This is a genomic window from Neobacillus rhizosphaerae (assembly GCF_937468385.1).
GTDB classification, from domain to species: Bacteria; Bacillota; Bacilli; order Bacillales; family Cytobacillaceae; genus Neobacillus; species Neobacillus rhizosphaerae.
Genome location: NZ_CALBWS010000003.1, coordinates 70,126 through 92,433, shown reverse-complemented (window position 1 = coordinate 92,433; position 22,308 = coordinate 70,126). Strand labels below are relative to the sequence as shown.

General features: G+C 37.6%; 24 protein-coding genes. 16 read left to right on the top strand and 8 right to left on the bottom strand.

All coding sequences use genetic code 11. The features are described from left to right. The first annotated feature begins 50 nt into the window (after nt 1-50). On the top strand, nt 51-1,271 hold the full coding sequence (ftsZ, locus tag M5A78_RS04625) for a cell division protein FtsZ (protein WP_248734107.1): 1,221 nt from the start codon (nt 51-53) through the stop codon (nt 1,269-1,271). Nucleotides 1,272-1,328: 57 nt separating this feature from the next. Here the strand turns inward: ftsZ and M5A78_RS04620 are convergent, their stop codons facing one another. Continuing rightward, entirely contained in the window at nt 1,329-1,826 is a 498-nt protein-coding gene (locus M5A78_RS04620) for a hypothetical protein (RefSeq protein ID WP_248734106.1), read from the bottom strand. A gap of 28 nt (nt 1,827-1,854) precedes the next feature. Beyond that, nucleotides 1,855-2,331 carry a hypothetical protein gene (locus M5A78_RS04615; protein ID WP_248734105.1) on the bottom strand — a complete coding sequence of 159 codons (477 nt, stop codon included), beginning with the start codon at nt 2,329-2,331 and terminating at the stop codon, nt 1,855-1,857. A gap of 495 nt (nt 2,332-2,826) precedes the next feature. On the opposite strand from M5A78_RS04615, the gene M5A78_RS04610 reads away from it, so the two are divergent. Further along, complete coding sequence (locus tag M5A78_RS04610) at nt 2,827-3,675, top strand: hydrogenase small subunit (protein ID WP_248734104.1); 849 nt, start codon at nt 2,827-2,829, stop codon at nt 3,673-3,675. Between the two features lie 48 nt (nt 3,676-3,723). Here M5A78_RS04610 and M5A78_RS04605 read toward each other — a convergent pair whose 3' ends face one another. Then, complete coding sequence (locus tag M5A78_RS04605; RefSeq protein WP_248734103.1) at nt 3,724-4,188, bottom strand: hypothetical protein; 465 nt, start codon at nt 4,186-4,188, stop codon at nt 3,724-3,726. Nucleotides 4,189-4,192: 4 nt separating this feature from the next. After that, on the bottom strand, nt 4,193-4,981 hold the full coding sequence (locus M5A78_RS04600; RefSeq protein ID WP_248734102.1) for a hypothetical protein: 789 nt from the start codon (nt 4,979-4,981) through the stop codon (nt 4,193-4,195). A 175-nt stretch (nt 4,982-5,156) separates the two neighbouring features. Here M5A78_RS04600 and M5A78_RS04595 point away from each other — a divergent pair, with 175 nt between their 5' ends. Beyond that, entirely contained in the window at nt 5,157-6,137 is a 981-nt protein-coding gene (locus M5A78_RS04595; RefSeq protein WP_248734101.1) for a proline dehydrogenase family protein, read from the top strand. A 144-nt stretch (nt 6,138-6,281) separates the two neighbouring features. On the opposite strand, the gene M5A78_RS04590 is transcribed toward M5A78_RS04595, so the two are convergent. Next, the gene (locus M5A78_RS04590; protein ID WP_248734100.1) at nt 6,282-6,707 is read right to left on the bottom strand and encodes a hypothetical protein; all 426 of its coding nucleotides are present in this window, start codon (nt 6,705-6,707) and stop codon (nt 6,282-6,284) included. Between the two features lie 486 nt (nt 6,708-7,193). On the opposite strand from M5A78_RS04590, the gene M5A78_RS04585 reads away from it, so the two are divergent. Together M5A78_RS04585 and M5A78_RS04580 are read left to right on the top strand one after the other, a co-directional pair. Further along, nucleotides 7,194-8,195 (top strand): VanW family protein, encoded by a 1,002-nt coding sequence (locus M5A78_RS04585; protein WP_248734099.1) that lies wholly within the window; start codon nt 7,194-7,196, stop codon nt 8,193-8,195. Between the two features lie 165 nt (nt 8,196-8,360). Further along, on the top strand, nt 8,361-10,121 hold the full coding sequence (locus tag M5A78_RS04580; RefSeq protein WP_248734098.1) for a bifunctional metallophosphatase/5'-nucleotidase: 1,761 nt from the start codon (nt 8,361-8,363) through the stop codon (nt 10,119-10,121). A 61-nt stretch (nt 10,122-10,182) separates the two neighbouring features. Here the strand turns inward: M5A78_RS04580 and M5A78_RS04575 are convergent, their stop codons facing one another. Then, nucleotides 10,183-11,865 (bottom strand): hypothetical protein, encoded by a 1,683-nt coding sequence (locus tag M5A78_RS04575; RefSeq protein WP_248734097.1) that lies wholly within the window; start codon nt 11,863-11,865, stop codon nt 10,183-10,185. A gap of 493 nt (nt 11,866-12,358) precedes the next feature. Then, nucleotides 12,359-14,173 carry an oligoendopeptidase F gene (gene pepF / locus M5A78_RS04570; RefSeq protein WP_248734096.1) on the bottom strand — a complete coding sequence of 605 codons (1,815 nt, stop codon included), beginning with the start codon at nt 14,171-14,173 and terminating at the stop codon, nt 12,359-12,361. 143 nt (nt 14,174-14,316) lie between these two features. Between pepF and M5A78_RS04565 the strand changes: the two genes are divergently transcribed. Then, a complete protein-coding gene (locus tag M5A78_RS04565; RefSeq protein WP_406603664.1) occupies nt 14,317-14,787 on the top strand; it encodes a PaaI family thioesterase in 471 nt (156 codons plus the stop codon). 121 nt (nt 14,788-14,908) lie between these two features. Further along, on the top strand, nt 14,909-15,295 hold the full coding sequence (locus M5A78_RS04560) for a hypothetical protein (RefSeq protein WP_248734094.1): 387 nt from the start codon (nt 14,909-14,911) through the stop codon (nt 15,293-15,295). A 58-nt stretch (nt 15,296-15,353) separates the two neighbouring features. Here M5A78_RS04560 and M5A78_RS04555 read toward each other — a convergent pair whose 3' ends face one another. Further along, a complete protein-coding gene (locus M5A78_RS04555) occupies nt 15,354-16,250 on the bottom strand; it encodes a TetR/AcrR family transcriptional regulator (protein WP_248734093.1) in 897 nt (298 codons plus the stop codon). Nucleotides 16,251-16,433: 183 nt separating this feature from the next. Here M5A78_RS04555 and M5A78_RS04550 point away from each other — a divergent pair, with 183 nt between their 5' ends. The 9 genes from M5A78_RS04550 to M5A78_RS04510 all read left to right on the top strand — a co-directional run bounded on the left by M5A78_RS04550 (nt 16,434) and on the right by M5A78_RS04510 (nt 22,264). Continuing rightward, nucleotides 16,434-17,960 carry a DHA2 family efflux MFS transporter permease subunit gene (locus M5A78_RS04550; RefSeq protein WP_248734092.1) on the top strand — a complete coding sequence of 509 codons (1,527 nt, stop codon included), beginning with the start codon at nt 16,434-16,436 and terminating at the stop codon, nt 17,958-17,960. A 135-nt stretch (nt 17,961-18,095) separates the two neighbouring features. After that, nucleotides 18,096-18,686, top strand: a complete 591-nt coding sequence (locus tag M5A78_RS04545) for a branched-chain amino acid aminotransferase (RefSeq protein ID WP_248734091.1) — start codon at nt 18,096-18,098, stop codon at nt 18,684-18,686. 85 nt (nt 18,687-18,771) lie between these two features. Then, nucleotides 18,772-19,275, top strand: a complete 504-nt coding sequence (locus M5A78_RS04540) for a hypothetical protein (RefSeq protein ID WP_248734090.1) — start codon at nt 18,772-18,774, stop codon at nt 19,273-19,275. A 19-nt stretch (nt 19,276-19,294) separates the two neighbouring features. Continuing rightward, a complete protein-coding gene (locus tag M5A78_RS04535; RefSeq protein ID WP_248734089.1) occupies nt 19,295-20,062 on the top strand; it encodes a cobalamin-binding protein in 768 nt (255 codons plus the stop codon). 267 nt (nt 20,063-20,329) lie between these two features. Beyond that, on the top strand, nt 20,330-20,674 hold the full coding sequence (locus tag M5A78_RS04530) for a rhodanese-like domain-containing protein (protein ID WP_248734214.1): 345 nt from the start codon (nt 20,330-20,332) through the stop codon (nt 20,672-20,674). Between the two features lie 13 nt (nt 20,675-20,687). Beyond that, nucleotides 20,688-20,984, top strand: a complete 297-nt coding sequence (locus M5A78_RS04525; protein ID WP_248734088.1) for a rhodanese-like domain-containing protein — start codon at nt 20,688-20,690, stop codon at nt 20,982-20,984. A gap of 267 nt (nt 20,985-21,251) precedes the next feature. Further along, nucleotides 21,252-21,482, top strand: a complete 231-nt coding sequence (locus M5A78_RS04520) for a glutaredoxin family protein (protein WP_248734087.1) — start codon at nt 21,252-21,254, stop codon at nt 21,480-21,482. Nucleotides 21,483-21,677: 195 nt separating this feature from the next. After that, a complete protein-coding gene (locus M5A78_RS04515) occupies nt 21,678-21,938 on the top strand; it encodes a metal-sensitive transcriptional regulator (RefSeq protein WP_248734086.1) in 261 nt (86 codons plus the stop codon). A gap of 98 nt (nt 21,939-22,036) precedes the next feature. Next, nucleotides 22,037-22,264, top strand: a complete 228-nt coding sequence (locus M5A78_RS04510) for a sulfurtransferase TusA family protein (RefSeq protein ID WP_248734085.1) — start codon at nt 22,037-22,039, stop codon at nt 22,262-22,264. Nucleotides 22,265-22,308: the final 44 nt, after the last annotated feature.

The following is a 22,308-nucleotide window of genomic DNA, read 5'->3' as shown; positions in this document are numbered from 1 at the left end:
AAAAGTCACTGGGTTTTAATATAGTGAGCGGACTTTAGGAGGGATATTAAATGTGGGAATTTGACATGGACATAGATCAAGTAGCTAAAATTAAGGTAATCGGTGTTGGCGGTGGTGGGAATAATGCGGTAAACCGAATGATTGAAGGCGGAGTTCAAGGTGTGGAATTTATTGCGGTGAATACCGATGCCCAAGCACTTAATCTATCAAAAGCCGCGATTAAGATGCAAATTGGGGCAACATTAACAAGAGGTTTAGGAGCAGGTGCCGATCCAGAAATAGGCAGGAAGGCAGTGGAAGAGAGCAAAAGGCAGATTGAAGATGTAATAAAAGGAGCAGACATGGTCTTTGTTACAGCTGGAATGGGTGGCGGTACGGGTACAGGGGCAGCACCAGCGATTGCAGAAATTTCTCGTAAGTTGGGAGCACTCACGATTGGTGTTGTTACTCGCCCGTTCGGATTTGAAGGGCATAAGCGCAGGGTTAATGCAGCGAGCGGAATTGAGTGTATGAGGGAAGCGGTCGACACCTTAATTATTGTTCCTAATGATCGTTTATTACAGATTGTTGATAAAAAAACACCTATGATAGAGGCATTTCGCGAAGCGGATAATGTTCTTCGTCAGGGGGTACAGGGCATCTCTGATCTAATTGCTATCCCAGGATTAATCAACCTTGATTTTGCCGATGTGAAAACAATCATGTCTAATCAAGGGACTGCCTTAATGGGAATTGGGGTCGCAAAGGGTGAAAGACGTGCAGTTGAGGCAGCTAAAAGAGCTATATCCAGCCCATTACTTGAAACCTCCATTGACGGAGCTCAAGGGGTGTTAATGAATATTACAGGCGGTAGCAATTTAAGTCTGTTTGAAGTACAAGAGGCAGCAGATATTGTGGCATCTGCTGCAGACAAGGATTTAAACATGATTTTCGGTTCCATTATTAACGAAAGCTTAAAGGATGAAATTATGATTACAGTCATTGCCACTGGCTTCACAGACAAGGAAAGTTCATCTTCTCCTTCTTCAAGGGAAGGAAAGTCAAGTCCAAACTCACAAGCTAAATCAAGTCGTGAAAAGATTATTACTGGGGAACCGAGTGTTCATTATGGCCGGCAGCGGCAAGCGTTGGAGGAACAGGTGTCTGATAATAGTCTGCAATGGAACAAGTCAAAAGGGTTGATGGGTTTGACTGCCCGCGATTCGGAACAGCCAGATAATTCTCTGGAAATCCCTACCTTCTTGCGAAATCGTAATAGAAGATCAAAATAATTTCTTTTATTTCAAGCTCTAGGCTGCTAAGGAATACTTGGTAGCCTTTTTTCACTACTATTTATTAGGAAGTGTGATAGATTGCATTACCTTCTTTTGCATGGAAAGGAAGGTATCTTTCCCAAAAAATGAATTAGCTTTTTCCTCGATTTCCTTTAACTGTACGTCATTTTCGATTAATGTCTTGCGAATACGGTCTACCAATTGTAACGCGTTTTGTCCAGTTATTTGTTTGGCGACACGTTCAAGGAGTACCTTCGTATCAACAGAAAATTTCTGGGCAAAGCCGTGGCACCTCACAATATTGTTCCGGAGAAAGTCAGAGTATTCATTTGTAAAGGCTCGACGGATACACCCCCGCATCCCTGCATAACCGTATGATATCTCTGACGCAGCCCGATAAAATAGGATCATCCCATCAGCACGGCTTGATTCAGGGTGTAACCTCAGTTCTGTTATTAATGAAACTAACCGTTGAACCACTAATGTACCTGAATTCGTGGCTGTCCACCAATCTAACAAATGCTGTTGTTCAGCTTCACTCATTTGCGGCATAGTGATTCACTCCCTTTCCCAAAATTTATTATAGACGAGGGATTGCTTGAACGGTTTGGACCCGTTTAAGTATCGTTACCCATTCAGATCCAAGGAAGACCTGACCATATTTGATGGCTTCGTTGATCCTATCAGCCATTTCCTGGTGGAGGTTCTGACTTGTGTTAATCAAATAGAGGGTTTTTGCATCAGCCTCTTTTGCAACTAGGTGAAAATTTGGTTTTAGTTGTTGTTCACTAATTCGCAGTGTATCAAGGTCAAATACAAGCATTTCTTTTACAAGAGAAATAGATTCGCCATTACGGAGCCGTTGAATCGTTCCGCGTACTGCATCAAATCCGTAGCCTATATCCGCAACAGTAGCATGGTAGGGATTAAGACCTGGTGCATTTCGTAAGGATGGAATCGATCGAAATCCTGTTGTAATAGAGCAAACGACTTCTTTGGCTGCCATTCCTTTTTCTAACGCTATCTCAATGGGATCAAGATAGTGGGCTATCCACATAATTGTAATTGTCCCCCCTTTGCTTTTGAAGATTTTTTTATATTTTTTTTAAGTGAATTTAGCCATAGTTAAAAATATTCAATGAGAGTCTGTCCTCATACCAAATGTTATGTTTAAGCCCACGAAATGGATAGCTTAATAGAAGAATAAATAAAAATTGAAGCAATGAGTAGGGGGGATGGAAGCAGTGGATTGAGGAAACTGTGAAAGGAGGATTGAATAAACTCCTTAACCACCTGGTTGTAAACATTAATTAATGACTAAATACTTTTCTTTTCCTTTTACACAATCTTAATTTCTACATTTACACGCTAAATACAGTTTAAAGAACATTTTTTAAACGTTTTTAAAACACATGGACAAAAGATTAATTTAAGTAATACACTTCAGATATAGGTGCTGGATACATGGAAAAGAGATTGGCATAAATGCCTATTTGTGAGAAATTGAACAATGAATCCGCAAAAGACATTCCCAATGAAGGAGAATAATACTATGTCTACATACAATTGGTTAGAAGCAATCAACGTTACAGAAGATATGCTCGATAAAACGGACAAACGTCTTCCTGTTATTTGGATAAGCGCTCTCGATTGTACAGGCTGTAAAGAAGCTTTTACCCGTTCCTTTGAACCAACAACATTGGATACGATTCTAAATTTTATCTCCTTAGAGTATAGTGAACTTCTCTCAGTGGCAAGTGGGTACCAAGCTGAAGAACATAAGGAGTCGATTTTTGCAAAGTATCAGGGGGAATATGTGCTTGCTGTTGAGGGAGGTATACCCGGAAGTGATGAATTCCTCATGATTGCAGGTAAATCCGTCCGTGATGAAATCAGCGAGGCTGCCAAAAATGCAAAGGCTGTAATTGCTTTTGGAAGCTGTTCTGCTTGGGGTGGAATTCCTGCCGCAGGTGTTAATCCAACAAATGCAGTAGATATTAGGGCTGTTCTTCCAGAAGATGTACCTGTAGCGTTAGTCCCAGGATGTCCGCCCATTCCAGAGGTCATTATTGGGACACTTTTACATGTCCATTTTCATGGAGAACTGCCTGAGCTTGATAAAAAGTTAAGACCAAAAGCATTTTATCAGAAAACCGTCCATATGACCTGTCACCGTAAAGCCTTTTTTGATCAAAAATTATTTGCTGAGTCATACGACGATGAAGGAGCCCGGAAAGGTTATTGCTTGTTTAAATTAGGATGTAAAGGTCCCACAGCCTTTAATGCATGTGAATCGATTGGTTATGACCGTTGTATTGCAGCTGGATTCTCTTGTATCGGCTGCTCTGAAAAGGGTTTTTGGGACAAAGGAGGATTTTGCGGAAAAAGGAAAAGTAAATGAACAACAAGGTGTCAGGCTCTATTGGTGCCTGACACCTTGTTATTCCTATTATTTGTTGACAATCTTTGCTACCCCTATTGCCAGGTGATCCCAAAGGATTTCCTCGATGAGTTCTGCTTTTGTTGCATCGCAGTCAATAATTAAGATGACTTCACTCTTTTGACCATGTAATTGGTTAGGTTGCTTTTTAACTACTTTTATGATAAAAAGTTTGATAGCTAATCCTAAAACAAATCCGATTGAAGCACCAATTAACCCCCAATATATAGGACCCCAAGACAAAATAAAGCCGATGCTGGCACAAATGACGGAAAATGCGGTGGCTAATGCCATCGCAAGATCCACGAGAGAAATTCCATCCGAACGATGGAGTGTATCAAAGATTTTTCTGTCTGCTTGGCGATTATCAAGTGGGACGGCAAAAATATTTTCTTTATTTATCCCTTTTTCTTCCAATAAAGAAATGGCTAATTCTAAATATCCAGTGTCCTCAAAGGTTGAGAATATCTGCATCTGATCACTTCACTTTTTTCCCTTTTTGAATGACGAAACTAGCATGTTGATAATTCATTTTCAAAAAATTTCGCAGTTCATCTTCAAAGAGTTTATTATTTTCGACTGTAGAAACCAACGAGTCATAAATGGAAAAGATATGAATAGAGGGTAAAAAAAGCAGCCACTCAGCATTTAAAACATTAGTGGCTTGGTGAACCTGCCCTAAAAAAAGCATAGAAACTGCTTCAAGTACACAGGATTTGTAGAAAAAGATAACAGACCATACGATGATAAATAGTGCGGTGATAATTCTATGGTTATAGAGTTGACCCAAACCCGGCATAAATATAGTCCAAATAACCGAAGTACTCGGTTTTCGCTTATCTAAGTAGTTAATTTCCATCGCACCTAGACTGAAGGTATTATATCGATGGTTCTCTCGTTTTGCTAAAAGATACACCTGATTCATATCAACAGTAGTACGGTAACTATCCCATATGCCAAAAAGATATACAGGGATATAAATTAATAACCACCTTGTATCCAGAACTTCTTTAGCCATTCCGATTTTCCCCTGAAATGAGTAAATCATTGCTTGGTTCACATGTGCCTGGAGGTTAATAACGACCTCCCAAATAAAAAGGACAAATCCACGGAGATATTTTGATAAAAGAAGATGGCCAAATCCTGGAAATGCAGCAGACCACCAACCAATAATATAAGGATTTCTAAGATGTAATTGAGTGGTGCCGAGAATGCTCACCTGAGCTTTATATCGTCTTGCAGTATTATTATTCGTGTAGTTTTCCATAAAAGGCAGAGGCTCCCTAAATATCTAATTAACTATATATTATCCATATAATTAACAAAATAGTGCCTAACTCCACTTTTTTTGATATTTTATATTGGGAATATTCGCAAAATAATTTTTATTGAAAGCGTATGCTATAATAATATTGTAAATTTAATCGCAAGGAGAAATCGCTATGTTGAAAGATTTTTTCATGGGCTTATCCCAAAATCAATTACTTAATAGTACAGCTAAAAAGTATGGTTTAAAATTGGGGGCGCAATCTGTCGTAGCCGGAACCAATATAGAAGAAGCCATCAAAAGTATTAAAGAGCTAAATTCCAAGGGAATCTCTTGTACCATCGATAATTTAGGAGAATTTGTTTTCAAAGAAGAAGAAGCAGTAGCAGCTAAAGAACAAATTCTTAAGGTGATTGAAGCGATTCATGCGAGTCAAGTGGATGCACATATTTCCTTAAAACCAACACAAGTAGGGCTGGATATTGATTATACTTTTTGTTTGAACAACGTAAAAGAAATTGTTGATAGAGCTGACAGTTATGGTATTTTTGTTAATATCGATATGGAGGACTTCAGTCACCTGGAGCCAACTTTTGATCTATTAGACGATCTTTCATTGGAATATGATAATGTCGGAACCGTAATTCAGTCCTATTTCCGTGAAGCACAAGAATATCTCGAAAAATATAAAAATTTCCGCATCCGTATTGTAAAAGGTGCCTATAAAGAGTCTGAAGAAATTGCCTACCCAGACAAAAAGGATATTGATGCTAACTTTATTAAGATTACTGAATGGCATCTGTTAAACGGGAAATTCACATCAATTGCCACACATGATCATAGAATTATCAGTCATTTGAAAGAATTTGTTAAAAAGAACAACATTCCGAATGAAAAATTCGAATTTCAAATGCTTTATGGTTTTAGAAAAGAGCTTCAATTAAAACTAGCTAGCGAAGGTTACAATTTCTGTACCTATGTTCCTTTTGGAAATGATTGGTATGGTTATTTCATGAGACGTCTAGCAGAAAGACCGCAAAACTTAAATTTAGTAGCTAAGCAAGTATTTAATAAAAAAACGAACACCGTCATTGGAGTTGCAGCAGGAGCATTCTTATTAGGAAGAATGACAAAGAAGAATAATAGACGTAAATAAGATTACGAATCAGCAACTGGTTACGGAAAACGCTGACACTAAAAAAACCGCTAGAAAATCCTCTAGCGGTTTTTTAGTATCTTCTTTCTAATATAAAAAAAGGCACCTTGCCTTTGTAGGTTGATTGTTATAACCACAAAGGTGTTAGGCACCTGAATTTACTGAGTTGTAGGAAAAATTATTGTCATCCCATTGGAATATACCTTCTTGTAGCTTAATGATGGAATCAAAAGGACAGGTAATAGGGATGTTTGCTTCGATAGGCAAATCATCTATATTATTACTTTTGTTGTCAATTAATTCTTTCTTTAATCGGAGCATGTCCATTTTAGATGCGACCCGAATTATTTTATCAAGAGTAATCTTCTTTTCGCTAATCCCGTGGCTTTTACAAATGCTATTCTGAAAACCCTTGTTATATTGAATCATCATTTGTAAATCATTGATACTAGCTACACCAAAAACCTCTTTAATAATATCCTCATAGCGCAGCTGGGTACCCGTTGCAAATTTAACAATATTCTTCTCAGGATTTTCTAAGAAATAAACTGTTTCGATTGAATTTGTCATGAATAAACTCCTTTATACATTTTATTTCAGTATCCAAGTTGAACATGTGGATTACAACATTCATATAAAAATTAAAATGATAGTTTTATTATAACATATTAATGTCCTCGTTGCTTGGCTCAATTCAGTTTATGTAGATGTATGTCGAAAATAAAGAATTACGCAACAGGCTGATTGAGTTAGGTCTCTGTGTTTACTTAACAACCTTACTCGAAACTGCTAGGCGTGAAAAAACCTTTTTCCCGCTGTCCATGGTTCATTAAATATTATTGGAAAAAGGGATAGGTTGAGAACTAATTTTCCAGTAATACATAGTATTTACAATAAATTGTCACCACAACAGTAATAAGTTCTTTTTTTTTCAATAAGAAACATTAGTAATGTTGACATGCCGGTTTGAATAGGATAGGTGAGTGGGAGTATTTTCTCATGAGTATTCTTTATTATTGCATCATTGAATATTGAATAAGAGGAGAAGTTGGGAAAATGGTGAAGCGGACATGGTTTTTTTCTATTTTATTCATTTGTAGTTTAATAGGTGGGGCAGGGTGTACGGAAAAGACCGCAAAGGATAAGACAATAGAAGGAAATGTAACTAAACCTCAGAAGAAGCCCGATAAACAGCCACTAGAAGAGCCCAAGAAGGAAGAGGAACCAAAGCCAATAGTGATTCATGTGTTAGACCCAAATACAAAGGATATTATAAAATCTTTTCTTCCGGTGGATATGGGGTTTGGAACTGATAATGAAACCTATAAAAAGGAAATTGAGAAGTGGGCAAAGGGGCTTGCGCGGGGGACTGATCAAAGTCCTGGATTTGACCAACGGATGATTCTAGATAAAATAGATGCAAATGGCCAGATCATTAAAGGAAAGCCCAAAATTATTTTAGAGGAATCTGAGTTGGTTGAAAAGGTGATGGAGGCGTCGGCAGTGGGTGGAGATATTGAACTGCCTTTGTATATGACAGAAAGTGGTTATAATCAGGAGGATATGGCTCAATTAGGAGAGGTGGCCATCGCATCCTTTACCACCAGATTTAATAGCTCGGTTGTGGGCAGGTCGAAAAATATCGAACTGTCAGCAGAGGCAATAAATAATATCATTGTCGGAACCGGGGATGTTTTTTCATTTAATTTAACTGTGGGACCTAGTAATTCCGCTCATGGATATCAAATTGCGAAAGAAATTGTTAATAAGAAATTAGTCGATGGAGTTGGCGGAGGAATTTGCCAGACTTCTTCGACATTGTTTAATGCCGTTGATCAGCTCGGCGTTAGTTATGTTGAAAAGCATCATCATTCCTTGTCTGTTGGCTATGTGTCTCCAGGAAGGGATGCAACAGTCTCCTATGGAGGACCGGACTTTCAGTTTAAAAACACGACAGGAGTCCCATTTTTAATAAAAACTATATATGGAAATGGGACGTTAAAAATTGAGGTAAGGACATCCTTAGTTTATCAAAAAATATTTAAAAAAGGGAATTGATTTTAGAGGCTGAATCCAAGGCAGGTAACTGTTCGGATTTAGCCTTTTGTTAATTCTTTGCAAAGCGTGTAGTGAAAAAATTTTCAGTTCTTTGAAGATGAATATTCCTCTTTCTCATAGCAAAAAATAGCCATGGCTTGGTTACAAAATTGGAGGAGGAATTGCATGAAGTGGGTATATAGGATAATAATTTCTTTCACCTTCCTCTCCTTAATGGAAGGGGTGGAAAATGGATGTGTTTCAGCTCGTTTTCTTAACGATTCGAATCAAAGTCAAGTCTTGAATATTAGCCTGACATCTCAAAAGGAGAGTGTACAAGTAAGCAGGCAGAAGCCGCCAAAGGTTGATTATGGTTTATCAAAAGAATACCACGACTTTGTACCCGACCGCCCGGAAGTAAAGCAGAAAATGGTAAAACTGCCTGCCCAGAATCAGCGGTATAAACAGGTAAAGTTTTTAGGGATAAATGACCTCCATGGCCAATTGAATGTAACTCGAAAAGTAAATGGAAAACCGGTTGGCCGGGTAGACTATTTAGCTGCATATTTAAAAAAAAGGGAAGCAGAGAATAAGAATACACTTCTTGTCCAAGTCGGAGATATGGTAGGTGCAAGTCCGCCAGTTTCAGCACTTTTACAGGATGAGCCAACAATCGAATTTATGAACAAGATGGGTTTCGCTATTGGGACAGTTGGTAATCATGAGTTTGACGAAGGTGTCAGTGAACTTCTTCGACTCATACATGGAGGAACACATCCAAATACAGGAAACTGGAAAGGATCGAAATTCCCTTGGATCGTCGCGAATGTGATTAATGGAAAAACGGGAAAAACCATTTTACCTCCCTATAAAGTAATCAAAGTAAATGGAATGCCGATTGGTTTTATCGGAGTGGTGACTACAAAAACACCTATAATAGTGGTACAAAGAGGTGTGGTTGGAATAGAGTTCCATAATGAAGTGGAGGCCATTAATCGGAACGTGGCCGAATTGAAAAAACAAGATGTTAAATCGATTGTTGTTTTAGCCCATAATCCCGGGACTTCAAGTCCAAATGGAGAAAATCGGAGAGGACAGCTGGTTAATATCGCGAACCGGGTGGACGATGAAGTGGATATTATTTTTGGCAGCCATAATCATACCTATATGAATGCCATGATTAACAATAAATTAGTTGTCCAAGCCTATTCCTATGGAACGGCCTTTGCTGATGTAAATGTTGAAATTGATCCAAAAACAAAGGATATTGTCTCGAAAAAGGCTGAAATCGTGACAACCATTCAGGAAGGTATAGAACCGGACAAGGAAATAAAACGGATGATTGAAGGTTACGAAGCGAAGGTTGACCCCATAATAAACAGGGTGATTGGATCGACATCTGTGGAGTTAACTGCGAATCAAAATGATAGTGGAGAATCTGTAATGGGCGACCTCATTGCGGATGCTCAAAGAAATCAAATGAATACAGATTTTGCGTTGACAAACCCTGGCGGAATAAGAGCAGATATTGATGCTGGTGATATAACATGGGGTGAAGCCTATACCGTTCAACCATTTAATAATGAATTAGTCAAAATGACAATGACAGGTAAACAAATTCGAGATGTACTGAACCAGCAATGGGGAACAAAGACGCAAATGCTGCAAATTTCCGGTTTCAGCTATACGTGGGATCCGAATAAAGCTCCGGGAGATAAGGTCGTGAACATCAAATTGCCTGATGGCTCAGAGATTGACCCGAATAAAGCCTATTCGGTAACAGTGAATATCTTCCTTTCTGGAGGAGGAGATGGATTTACCGTATTTACCCAAGCGAAAAACAAAGAAATAGGGCAATCTGACCTAGAAGCATTCCTCGATTTTCTCTCATCAAAACAAAAAACATTTACCTATAGCCTTCAGAATAGAATTCAAAGAGTTCAATGAATAATTTAAGGTGTCAGGCACCATGTGAAAAATTCACATGGTGCCTGACACCCTATCTGTTTTATTCGAAATTTTCGATTTTTACCTTTTTCGCTGGCTGAAAGTCTTCGCCTGTTTCCAAATAGCTTAGGGTTACTTTATCTCCTTCTTTTAAATAGATAACCATTGGTTCTTTTTCAGAAGAGATAATATAGTTCTTGTGGTTGTCAAGGAAAAAGGAGACAACAGTAAAATCACCAGATTTTTCTTTATAGACGCGCAATACCGTACCTGAAATTTCCTTTTCCTCAGCTTTTGAGCTGCCGTCGACAGTCCCGCGGCCACGCTGCAGGGCCGTTTTGTATTGTCTTAACGCTTCATTTGGGGTGATTCCATACACTGATATTTCTGGATTCGCCGCAGAGACGATAAAGTAATTTTGTAAGAAGCCATTGGAATCAAGAACTGGTGTCAGCCAGCTTGCCTCCCCGTAAAAGTTATAGAGAATCGGCATCTTTCCATGCCATTTCTTTTCAATAAATTTCTTTTCGATGATCTGCAAGGTACCTTGTGAATCCATGTAGGATTCGCTTGGATTTCCGGTATAGTAAGTCGCTTTTCCGGTTCTTGCATTTGTCAGGGAATAACCGAGCATCGAGTCCACATTTTTTTTAGGACTAGTGAAGTCGGTAAAATAGTACATGATTCCGTTTTCATCAAAAATCGGACTTACATTTGCCTCTGTTCCTTCATCTGAAGGGAGCTTCACGTCGGATTTACCAAATTTGCTATTCCAAAAACCATGGATGTAGTTTCCGAAATAGCTGTTTTTCAAGCTAATCGCTTCAGGTGAGACGGCACCATCAATAAAATCAGGAATAGCAGATAAAGAATATTCCTTTGTCACACCTGTCTTAGCATCAACGAGAACGATACCTTTAGCCGAAAATCCATTCCGTGCAGAAATAAAATCACCATAGGAACGGATATAATATGGTTTTCCATTCTCATCTATTTCTAACTGTACATCCCCATAAAAAATCTTCTTCGGAAATTTCATACGAATATGGCGCTCAATATTTTTATTAAAATATGCAGAAGGTGTGTAAACCATTGTTGACTTAATAAATTTTGGATTAGCAGAAGAGTCGGTTGCGCTCAAAGAAAAATAGCCTGGAGTCTCATTTCCATTCCACCATTTGAAAAATCCCGAGAACTCTACAGGAGCAACATAAACATATTCTCCATTTACCTTTTGAATTTGGAGATTCCCAAGTTCATAGAAGCTGGTATGAGGAACTTGGCCAAATGCCTTTTTCATTTTGTTGCGGGCAAATTGTGGTGGAACACTGGCAGGTGTTTCTTTTTCATCAAAAATCTTAATTTCTACCTTATCCGTCATTTTTGCCTGTTCATATTTTTCATTAGCATTAAAAATAAATGCGGTTAGGAAGTAAACCCCTAAAATAAGACTTCCAATGAAGAGAAGTACTTTGAATCTTCTTTCCTTCCCTCTAGCAAATACTGCTCCCCCGGCTGTAAGGATAATTGCAAACGGCCATAAAGAAGATAGATTTCTGTCAAAATTAGTAAAATAATAGAAGGCAGATACTAGTAGCATTACTATGACAATCACAGTTATGAATGCTTCTATTTTTAGCTGTTTGCCCTTTTTATTACTTGAATGATCATTCCAATATATCGGTATTAGAACAAGTGCTGAAGCGATTCCAATAATTAACGAGAATATAAAAATGTTCCCCATAATGTGCCCCTCTCAATCATGTTTTCGTTTTGGTCTGTAATAATACGGATAAGGAAATGGAAAAGTTTCATAAAAAACTATCATGAGCCTCAACTCCCAACCCTCCCATGGATATAAATTTAGAGAACAAGCCGTAGTCACCTAATAAAGGCGGTGAGAGCAGAGCTAGACTTCACAACTTTCGTCTAGTGAAATGGGTATTTCACTTTAACTGGTTAAAGTGATTCGTTTTTGCGGCGCTCCGCCCCTTTTCCACAGAAAACGTAAATGGCGTTACACGCCACCATCTAGCATGGAAATACAATTCGTTCTAAAAACCAAGCTAACTTAATAAAGGCGGTGTGAGCAGAGCAGAACTTCACCTAATTCGAAGTGAAAAATGTATTTATTTCACTCGAATTGGATAAACTAATTCGCTTTTGCGGCGCTCCGCCCCTTTTCCATACAAAAAGGTATCAGGCACCATTGGTGCCTGACACCTTAAAAAAATTATTTATTGATATGATTGTTCCAATTCATCAATCAGTGAGCCAACATAGGCAACTGCCTTACGGATTGGGTCTGATGTCGACATATCCACGCCTGCGTGCTTTAATAGTTCAAGCGGCTTCATCGTTCCACCAGCACGAAGCACATCAAGCCATCTATCTACGGCTGGCTGGCCTTCTTCCTGAATCATTTGCGCAACAGCTGTCGATGCCGTTAAACCGGCAGAGTAGGTGTACGGGTATAAGCCCATATAATAGTGCGGCTGGCGCATCCAAGTCAGGCTGGCACCTTCATCAATTTCAACCGTGTCTCCCCAGAATTCAGCAAGAACTTCTCCAGTAAGTTCGGTTAATGTTTTGGCTGTAAGGGCTTTGCCAGCTTCGGCGAGAGCGTAAACTCTGCGTTGATATTCGGCTTCAAGCAAATGGGTAACAAAGTTATGATAATAGGTTCCTAGGAGCTGCAGGATTACCCAGCGACGCATCTGTTTATCTTCCGTTCCGGCAAGCAAATGCTGACCCAATAACATTTCATTCATCGTGGAAGGGGCTTCGACGAAATACATCGACGGACGAACATTCATGATTCTTTGATTTTTATTAGCTAAGTAGAAATGTCCCGCATGGCCAAATTCATGTGCCAAGGTGAAGCAGCCGCGCATATTGTTCTGCCATGTAATCAGAATGTATGGATGGGCACCGTAAGGGCTGGAGCAGAAGGCGCCGGTTGATTTTCCAATATTATCGGCTAGATCAACCCATCTTTCCTTAAAACCTCTTTCGATAATATCGCAGTATTCAGGTCCCATTACTTTTAGAGATTCCAAGATTACCTGACTCGCTTCTTCATATGTTGTTTTCGGATTGAAATCCGGATCCAATGGTGCTTTTAGATCGCAAAAAAGCATTTGATCCAACCCTAAAACCTTTTGTTTTAATTGGGCGTAGCTGCGCATATAGGGTGCCAATTCTTTATAGATAATGTCAATCTGATTGTTATACATTTCTACCGTTACCTGCTGCGGTTCAAGAAGCATATGTGTTACCGACTCATAGTTGCGTAAGCGGGCGAGGGTTATTTGTTTATTGACTTCTGTTGCATATGATGCAGCGATTGTGTTTCTGTATTGCTTTAAAGTTGAAACGAAGGAGTTGTAAGCCTTCCTGCGGACAACTGTATCAGGTGAAAATTCGTAACGATTCTCAAATAAGGCAAATGAAACAGGAAGCTCATTTCCTTCTGCATCCAGGATTGGTGCAAATTCCATATCAGCTAACTTAGTCATTTGATAGATTTGATAGGGCGCTCCTTGAAGTTCACCCAAAGCAGCTAGTGCTTCTTCCGTTTGCGCTGTAAGCTTATGTTTTTTGGATTCAAGAAGTTCGATCAAGTTTTTCCGGAAAGCCTCAAGTTCAGGTTCTTCCTGAAGGGACTTTTCAACCACTCCATCCTCAAAAGCAAGAATCTCAGAGTTGATAAATGATAAAGCAGCGATACTTTTTGTGCGCAATGCTGATAATTTTGCTGAATTTGCTTGGTTAACTGGGTCAGAACCATCGGCGGATTGTTTCAATCTCGCATATGTCCAGGCTTTAATAATTCTCATCGATAGTTGTTCTTGGGCCAATAAGCAATCTAACAGAACCCTCGAACTAGTATGTAATGTTCCTTTAAATCTATCAACCAGAACTATTTCTTGTTCAATTACCTCTAATTCAGCTTCCCAAGCCTGTTCAGATGGAAATAAATCAAATAGGTTCCATGTCAAGTGCTCTGGTATTTCAGAGCGAGTAAGCCGTTTTTCAACTGTTTTTTTCATTCTCAATCTCCTCCATCCAATCTTTCGTCTTACTAAATATTATTTTATATTATTTGAAAATTAAGTCAACAAATGCCTCGCTCCTCTCAGAAGTGTGATATACTTTTCAGAAAAAGGGGGTAATGTAATTGGAGGAAACGGTAATGAAAGCAATTCAAGATGAGTATCCTGATGATTTTGCCTGGTGCTATGGATGTGGCCACTTAAATAATGCGGGGCACCATTTTCGGACAGGCTGGAAAGAAGAGCAGACCATAACTATTTATTCCCCTAAACCAGAGCATCTTGCACTGCCAGGCTTTGTTTATGGCGGGCTATTGGCATCATTAATCGATTGCCACGGAACCGGGTCGGCAGCTCTTGCACTCCATCGGAAAAATGGACATGAACCAGGAGAGGGAGCAGAACCACCTCGATTTGTCACAGCTTCTTTAAATGTGAATTTCCTTAAGCCAACTCCGCATGGTGTAGCTCTAAAAGCAATTGGAACCGTACAGGAAATTCATCCGAAAAAATTTAAGGTTGAGACAGAAGTATTTGCGAACGACACTCTTTGTGCCCGTGGAGAAGTCGTCGCTGTTGTTATGCCAAGTACCTTTTTGAAAAACGAATAACCTGGAGATCCTATTTGCTTCAGATTTGAAGAGAGTTTTGAGAAAAAATTTCCATTTTGAAACAAAAATCATCTCTGTTCCGTCTTATTAATAGGTACTGTTATTTAAGGAGAGCGAACGGATGGATCATATAAAGAAAATAACGATTACACTGATTATCGTATTTGTATTAGGGGCATGTTTGATTGTAAGTAATTTTGGTTCGGCACTTTTTCAGGAGGGCAATCCAATACCCTTGATTGTATCTGCCATGAAACTGAAAATTTCTGATTCTGAATATGTGCAGTTTGCCAAAACAGAAAAACGAAATAGGTACCTTTCAATGAATTCAGAGAATAATCAATATGAAGTAGTAAAAGAATTTATGAACTCTAAAGGATGGAAGTATCAAGAACAAATGGGCTCCGGTTTAATCTTTTCTAAAAATGGTGAAGATGCAGTTGTAGAGGTCAGACAATTCTCAAGTCATTATTTTATTTGGGAGATTCAGAAGGCATTTTTCAACTAATACATACATTATCAGAACTAAAAAACCCCTAATCCACTGGCATTAGGGGTCATCTTTCTTATTTTTCATCTTCTGTCTTGAAAAAATCCACGACTAATTTCTCTAAGGGTTCCCATTCTTTTTCCCAGACCGATCCATCAACAGCCTTCAGCGAAAGAAGAGCACTTTCAATCAGAAATTTCCGTGGGCTCTTCGAGTCTAATAGTTCTTCTTCGATAAAGTCTAACAATTCCATGTATTTTGACTGTTCCTCGATATGACGTAGTAAATTTTTCATAATATAGATGGAATGGTGGAGTTTTTTCTGGAATAGTTGATCTGGCTTCCTACAATCAGGAATCCAGCTTTCTAACTGCTCAGGCTGAATTAATTGTTCATCTGTTTCCGCCAATTCATCTACCAAATTCACCAAGCGCCTCACACTATAACGGACGACATGTCCGATATTCGCATTTGTATCATGTGCGATATGGAAAAACTTGATGTTGTCACGTAGAAGTCCCATAAACATAATGGCACTATCTAACAAATAAGGTTTTTTAGTTTCTCCGAAGATGTCGAGGAGACGCTCGTAAATCCAACGGATATTATTTATCCGGCCTTGATCGATGAATTGTTTAAGGTCAATATCATTAGAAACCAAAACTTCTTCGAAAAGGGTAATTAATTTATTTTTACGATTTGTCTTTAATTGCAATTCAATTTGCTTAATAAAAATCTCAATATCAGTTCGATCTTGTCCGATAAGTAATTCATTTCGTTGTTTTTCTAAATCAGCATAGGTCATTTTGAAAATGGCGATCATTAATTCGCTTTTTGAAGAAAAATAATTATAAAATGTACCTTTTGAAATGCCGCTATAGTCTAATATATCCTGAATGGAAGTAGCCTGAAAACCTTTATCAATAAATAATTGATGGGCCATTTTGACAACGTGCTGTTTACGGTCATTCATACAATCACCTTGATTTCATATTGTACTACATGTATAAATATATATTACCTTATATTTTGTATCATTACAAATCCATAAATTACGGGATTTTTTTATAGCAAAAACTGTACCAGGAGTATATGATATGTAATTATGGAATAGAGGGATAAAAAATTGGACAATGAGTTTACAGGGGGTAATACAATGGAACAGCCAATAAAAAAAATTACTCAGCCACCGTACGGGATTATTGCAGTGCTAATGATCGGTGCTTTTATTGCGATGCTTAACAACACTTTATTAAATATTGCACTGCCATCGATAATGAAAGACTTAAAGGTTGAAGCATCAACCGTTCAATGGCTTGCAACAGGTTTTATGTTAGTAAACGGAATACTGATTCCAGCTACTGCATTTTTAATTCAAAAATATTCTGTTCGACGACTTTTCTTAGCAGCGATGATGTTATTCACTATCGGGACAATACTTGCAGGCTTTGCCCATGTGTTTCCCGTTTTATTAGTGGGGAGGATGATCCAAGCCGCAGGTTCTGCCATTTTGATGCCGCTATTAATGAATGTTATGTTAGTTAGCTTCCCAGTAGAAAAGCGAGGAGCAGCAATGGGGGTATTTGGTTTAGTTCTTATGTTTGCTCCTGCTGTTGGACCGACATTATCCGGATGGTTAATTGAAAATTATGATTGGAGAATGCTTTTCCATTTTGTTACACCGATTGCCATTGTAGTACTATTAATTGGCTTCTTCTTACTTAAAGATAAAAAAGAAAAAATTGATATCCGACTTGATATATTCTCACTTTTACTTTCAAGCATTGGTTTTGGTGGTATCCTGTATGGATTTAGTTCTGCTGGTAAAAAAGGCTGGGAAAGTCCAGAAGTATATGGGACGCTTATCATCGGGGTTATTGCTTTAGCGGTGTTTATTATACGGCAATTAAAACAAGAAAGACCTATGCTTAATTTCAGGATATATAAGTATCCAATGTTTGCCCTATCATCGGTAATTTCAATGGTTGTTACAATGGCTATGTTTTCTGGAATGCTGCTAACGCCTATCTATGTGCAAACGATTCGCGGTATTTCGCCGCTTGATGCGGGCTTAATGATGTTGCCTGGGGCGGTTTTAATGGCCATAATGATGCCGATTACTGGGAAATTATTTGATAAGTTTGGCGGCAGAGTATTAGCCATTATTGGTTTAACAATTACCATGGTAACAAGTTATTATTTTAGCAAATTAACGCTTCATTCAACCTATACACACCTAATTATTTTATACTCTGTGCGGATGTTTGGGATGTCAATGGTGAATATGCCAGTAACGACAAATGGCTTAAACCAGTTGCCAGCTCGTGTCTATCCACATGGAACAGCGATGAACAGTACTTTGCAACAGGTATCTGGAGCGATTGGTACTGCGTTATTGGTAACAATTATGTCAAACCGTACGACAACACATGCAACTGAGTTAGGAAAAGCTGCGATGCACCACTTAACAAAACAACCAACACCTGCAGTATTGGCAGAAATGAAACAGCAAGTTATGATGAAAGCAATGTTAGAAGGAATTAATGATGCTTTCTTGGTGACAGTCGGTATCGCTGCTGTTGCGCTTATCCTTTCATTCTTTATTAAACGGGCGAAACAAATCGATGAAACAAATGAAGTAAAAACGACTGCTAAAAAGATAGCAAAATTAGCAGGAAATTAATAGCAGTAAAGGGGTGACGATATTTGGTTACCTCTTTTTTTTTGTTTGTTGAGGGAGTTAAGGTTAACTAATTTGCTTTTTTACAGAAAAAAACTATTATTAATAGAAGATAAATTTCGAAGGAGGATTTTTTTGATGTTAAAGAATCATATGAAACAATACATATCAGAGCAAAACGGAGATGGGATATCCATTTTTAAGGAAGAAAAAGAGTATATAGAAAAAAACAAGCTTGCTGAAGCCATCCAATTTGATGTTAAGGAACCTAACGTTCGATTCATCGATGCTTATATTGAGCGTTGTGATAAATTATCAGAAAATATTATTAGGAATGAGTCTTCAGTGTTTCTAACCCAACCACTCGATTACCTGAAAAAGCATAAAAATGAATTTATTTATTTGGAGTCACAATGGTTTGATTTGATTGATGTTGAGGCAGTCTCTTTGGAGTTTGATGACGTATTCGGGACTTATGACGTTATGCTAGGTTTAAAGCTGCAGAAAAAATTTGATATATCGTTAAAGGATAATTTGAATACCCATTTACATGGAGATGAAGCGAAATTTGATTTAATGTTTAGTCTTGATGACGGATTATGGAATTTAAATTTTGCCTTGAATTATGTGGAGGGATTTCAGGAGGATATTACAATTGGGGAAGCCTACCAATCAATTTACCATTTTTTATTTAAGCTAGTTGAAGCAGTGGAAGAAAATATGAAATAATGAAATAGGCGTTTTAAAGATAATAAAAAATACCTAACCAGCTAATTAAGCTGGTTAGGATGGGTTTAGGAGGATAAAAATAATTGTGGAATATTATTTCTTCGATTTGCTGCAACCAAAAGCATTGAGTTTTGATAAGTATTTTAGAGTTTATTATACAGAAAACGGATTTTTCTTTTATAAAATCGGCGGACAGTTTTATAGTGATTCCTCTTTTGATTCACAGATGGGAGGCAATTTAATTGCTTCTATTATAATGTATCCGGTATACATTCTTTCCCAAAAAAGACAAACTAAAGCTACTAAAAAAATTGAAGAGATTGTTGAGAATGGGTTGATTGAAAAGGCTGTTTTCAAGAAGGGAAATTTTTTTTTAGCGGCAAAGGATATTGATAAAACAGTGATAAAGGAGGCTTCGTCCTTTCATACAAGTAATAATGATAATGGGATGTTGTTTTTCTACATGAAGGATGGTAAAAAGTTCAAATTTATCATACCAAGACCTATACTTAGAAAAAATGTAATAGAAATCTTTAAAGTCAATTATTCAGATATTCCAATGGAGTACATAAAAAAGAATGGATTTTAGCAAAGGGAGAGTTTGTAAGATGAGAGTTATATCCTTGTGTCCCAGCAATACAGAAATCATGGAATACCTAGGACTAACACATTTATTGGTAGGTGTGGATGATTTTTCAAATTGGCCTGCTACCATTGCCAGTCTGCCAAAGCTGGGTCCCGATTTATCGATAAACATGGATCTTGTTGAGCAATTACAACCGGACATAGTACTTGCCTCATTAAGTGTGCCAGGTATGGAAAAAAACATTGAGGCTTTAAAGGAACGAGGGATTCCTTATCTAATTTTAAATCCGCAAACACTAAGGGATATTGAGCAGGACCTCATCATAATTGCGAAAGCGCTTGGGAAAGAAGAACGTGGGGTGGAGGCGGCCCGGTATTTTCGTACGAGGATTGAAAAGGTTAAACAACAAAGTGCAAATATTAAAAAGCGGCCTACTTTGTATTGGGAATGGTGGCCAAAGCCGATTTTTACACCAGGAAAAATAAACTGGCTTACAGAGATTTCTGAGGCTGCCGGAGCAGTAAACATCTTTCATGAGGTTGAATTAGCAAGTGTTCAGACGGATTGGGAGGATGTTCTAAGTCGGAATCCCGATTTTATTTGTCTTGCCTGGGTAGGAGTGAGAAAGGAAAAGGTTCAAAAAAGTATGATAAAAAAAAGACCTGGTTTCGAAAAACTACAATTCTCAAATGATGATCAAATTCTTATTCTTGAGGAAGAACTTTATTGTCGACCATCACCAAGACTACTTGAAGGATTAGAGAAGTTGTTTACGTTGTTACATAAATAAACAGCCTTTGCATAAGCAAAGGTTTTTATTTATGAACAATCTTTATTAAGTCACTTTAGAAAAAAGTAAAAGCATACAATTTTCCAAAATGAAGTTTTTACTAATCAAAAAACTCCTTTACAAAATACCTATAGGGGTATAAAATATTTCTTGTAGTTTAAAACTTAGGAGGTAGAATAATTTTTTTAAATCCGGATATACCCTATAGAGTATACAGAAATTGAATAATAAAGGAGATGAGTTTACTTGAGTACAAGCACAATTATTATGATCGTTGTATTCATTGGATTTTTCGCATGGAGGCTTGTTCCTGTAAAAGGAGTACGAAACATTACAACTGTTCAACTAAAAAATGAATTGGGAGATAAGAATAAACAATATATTGATGTTCGGACGCCAATGGAGTTTAAAGGACGATTCATAAAAGGATTTAAAAATATTCCACTTGACCAATTATCGAATAAAGCAGTTACTCTTTCGAAGGACAAAGAAGTTGTTGTCATTTGTCAAAGCGGGATGAGAAGTACACGAGCAGCAAAAATCCTAAAAAAATTTGGTTTTAAACAAATAACAAATATTAAGGGTGGAATGAGCGCATGGTACGAAAATTAGGAGGAATTTACACATGAAACGAATGACAGCCAATGAAGTTGAACAAAAACTTAAAAATGGTGAACAATTAAACATTATTGATGTTCGTGAGGTGGCAGAAATTGCAACAGGAAAAATACCTACAGCAGTTAACATCCCATTAGGATTAGTTGAATCTAAGATGCCGGATCTCGATAAAAAACAAAAATATATTATCGTATGCCGTTCAGGTGGTAGAAGCGCACAAGCAACATTATTCTTAGAAAGCTATGGTTTTGATGTAACCAATATGGATGGCGGCATGATAGCTTGGGAAGGCGGAGTTGAATAAAAGGGGTCTACTTTAAGAAAAGTAAAAACCAATGAGCATTTACGAAAGGTGGAAAGCATAATGCTGAACGATACTAAAAAACAACAAGATTGCACTATTACTGGAACCTGAGGTTTAAGCAGCTCGAAAACGTCTGGGACCCATAGGGATAAGGGAAAGGCACCCATTCCTATATGACCTGGGACGTTTGTATGGCTCCTGGTAGGAGGCATTTACCTTATAGTTAAAGCATGCAGTAAAATATTATAATTAAAGGAGAGGTTTTTAATGAATCAAATCACGGTTTATACGACCAATACTTGCCCCTATTGCACCATGTTGAAAAATTTCTTAAATACTCAAAACCTAGCGTACAAAGAAGTTAATGTACAATTGGATCAAACAGCAGCAAATAAACTTGTTGAAACAACAGGGCAGCTTGGAGTTCCACAAACTGAAATTAATGGGCAATGGGTTCTAGGTTTTGATCCAGAAACAATCATGAATTTAGTAAAATAAACATACAAAAAGCAGTGAATTTTCACTGCTTTTTGTATTTACGGGATTATCTTTACTTTAATGAATGATGCGATATATGCCAATTCAATCGAGTTCCATTGGAAATTAATCAGTCTAAGGTCCTATTACTTTATTACTTTTACTTTTTACAATACGTAAAGAAATATAACTGTTTACCAGAATGGAGGATGATTAATGGAATACAATGATCAAATTAAAAATAGAATGAAACGGATGGAAGGGCAGCTTAGAGGGATTTTAAAGATGATGGAAGAAAACAAAGATTGTAGAGATGTTATTACACAATTATCGGCTGTACGATCCGCCGTGGATAGATCAATAGGTGTAATTGTTAGCTCTAACTTAGTTGAATGTGTGATTGATGCTGAAAAAAACGGTGAAAAAACAGATGAATTAATAAAAGAAGCAGTTCATTTACTTGTCAAGAGTAGATAGAAAATGTTCATAGTGTTGACACATTGTTGTTTATTTAGTAATATACCCATAGGGGTAATTTTGATAAACGAAAATAATTAATAAAGGAGTCTATGAAATTGACTATAGATAAGATTTTAGATGCAAAAGGCTTAGCATGTCCAATGCCAATTGTAAAAACGAGAAAAGCAATGAATGAGCTTAACTCTGGCCAAGTATTAGAAATTCATACAACTGATAAAGGTGCAAAAAACGATCTTTCTGCTTGGGCTAAATCAGGTGGACATGAGCTTATAAAAATTGATGAAGAAAATGATGTGTTAAAGTTTTGGATTAAAAAAGGATAAATTTTTTTAAAATGAAGTATACCTGTACGGGTATATGTATGTAA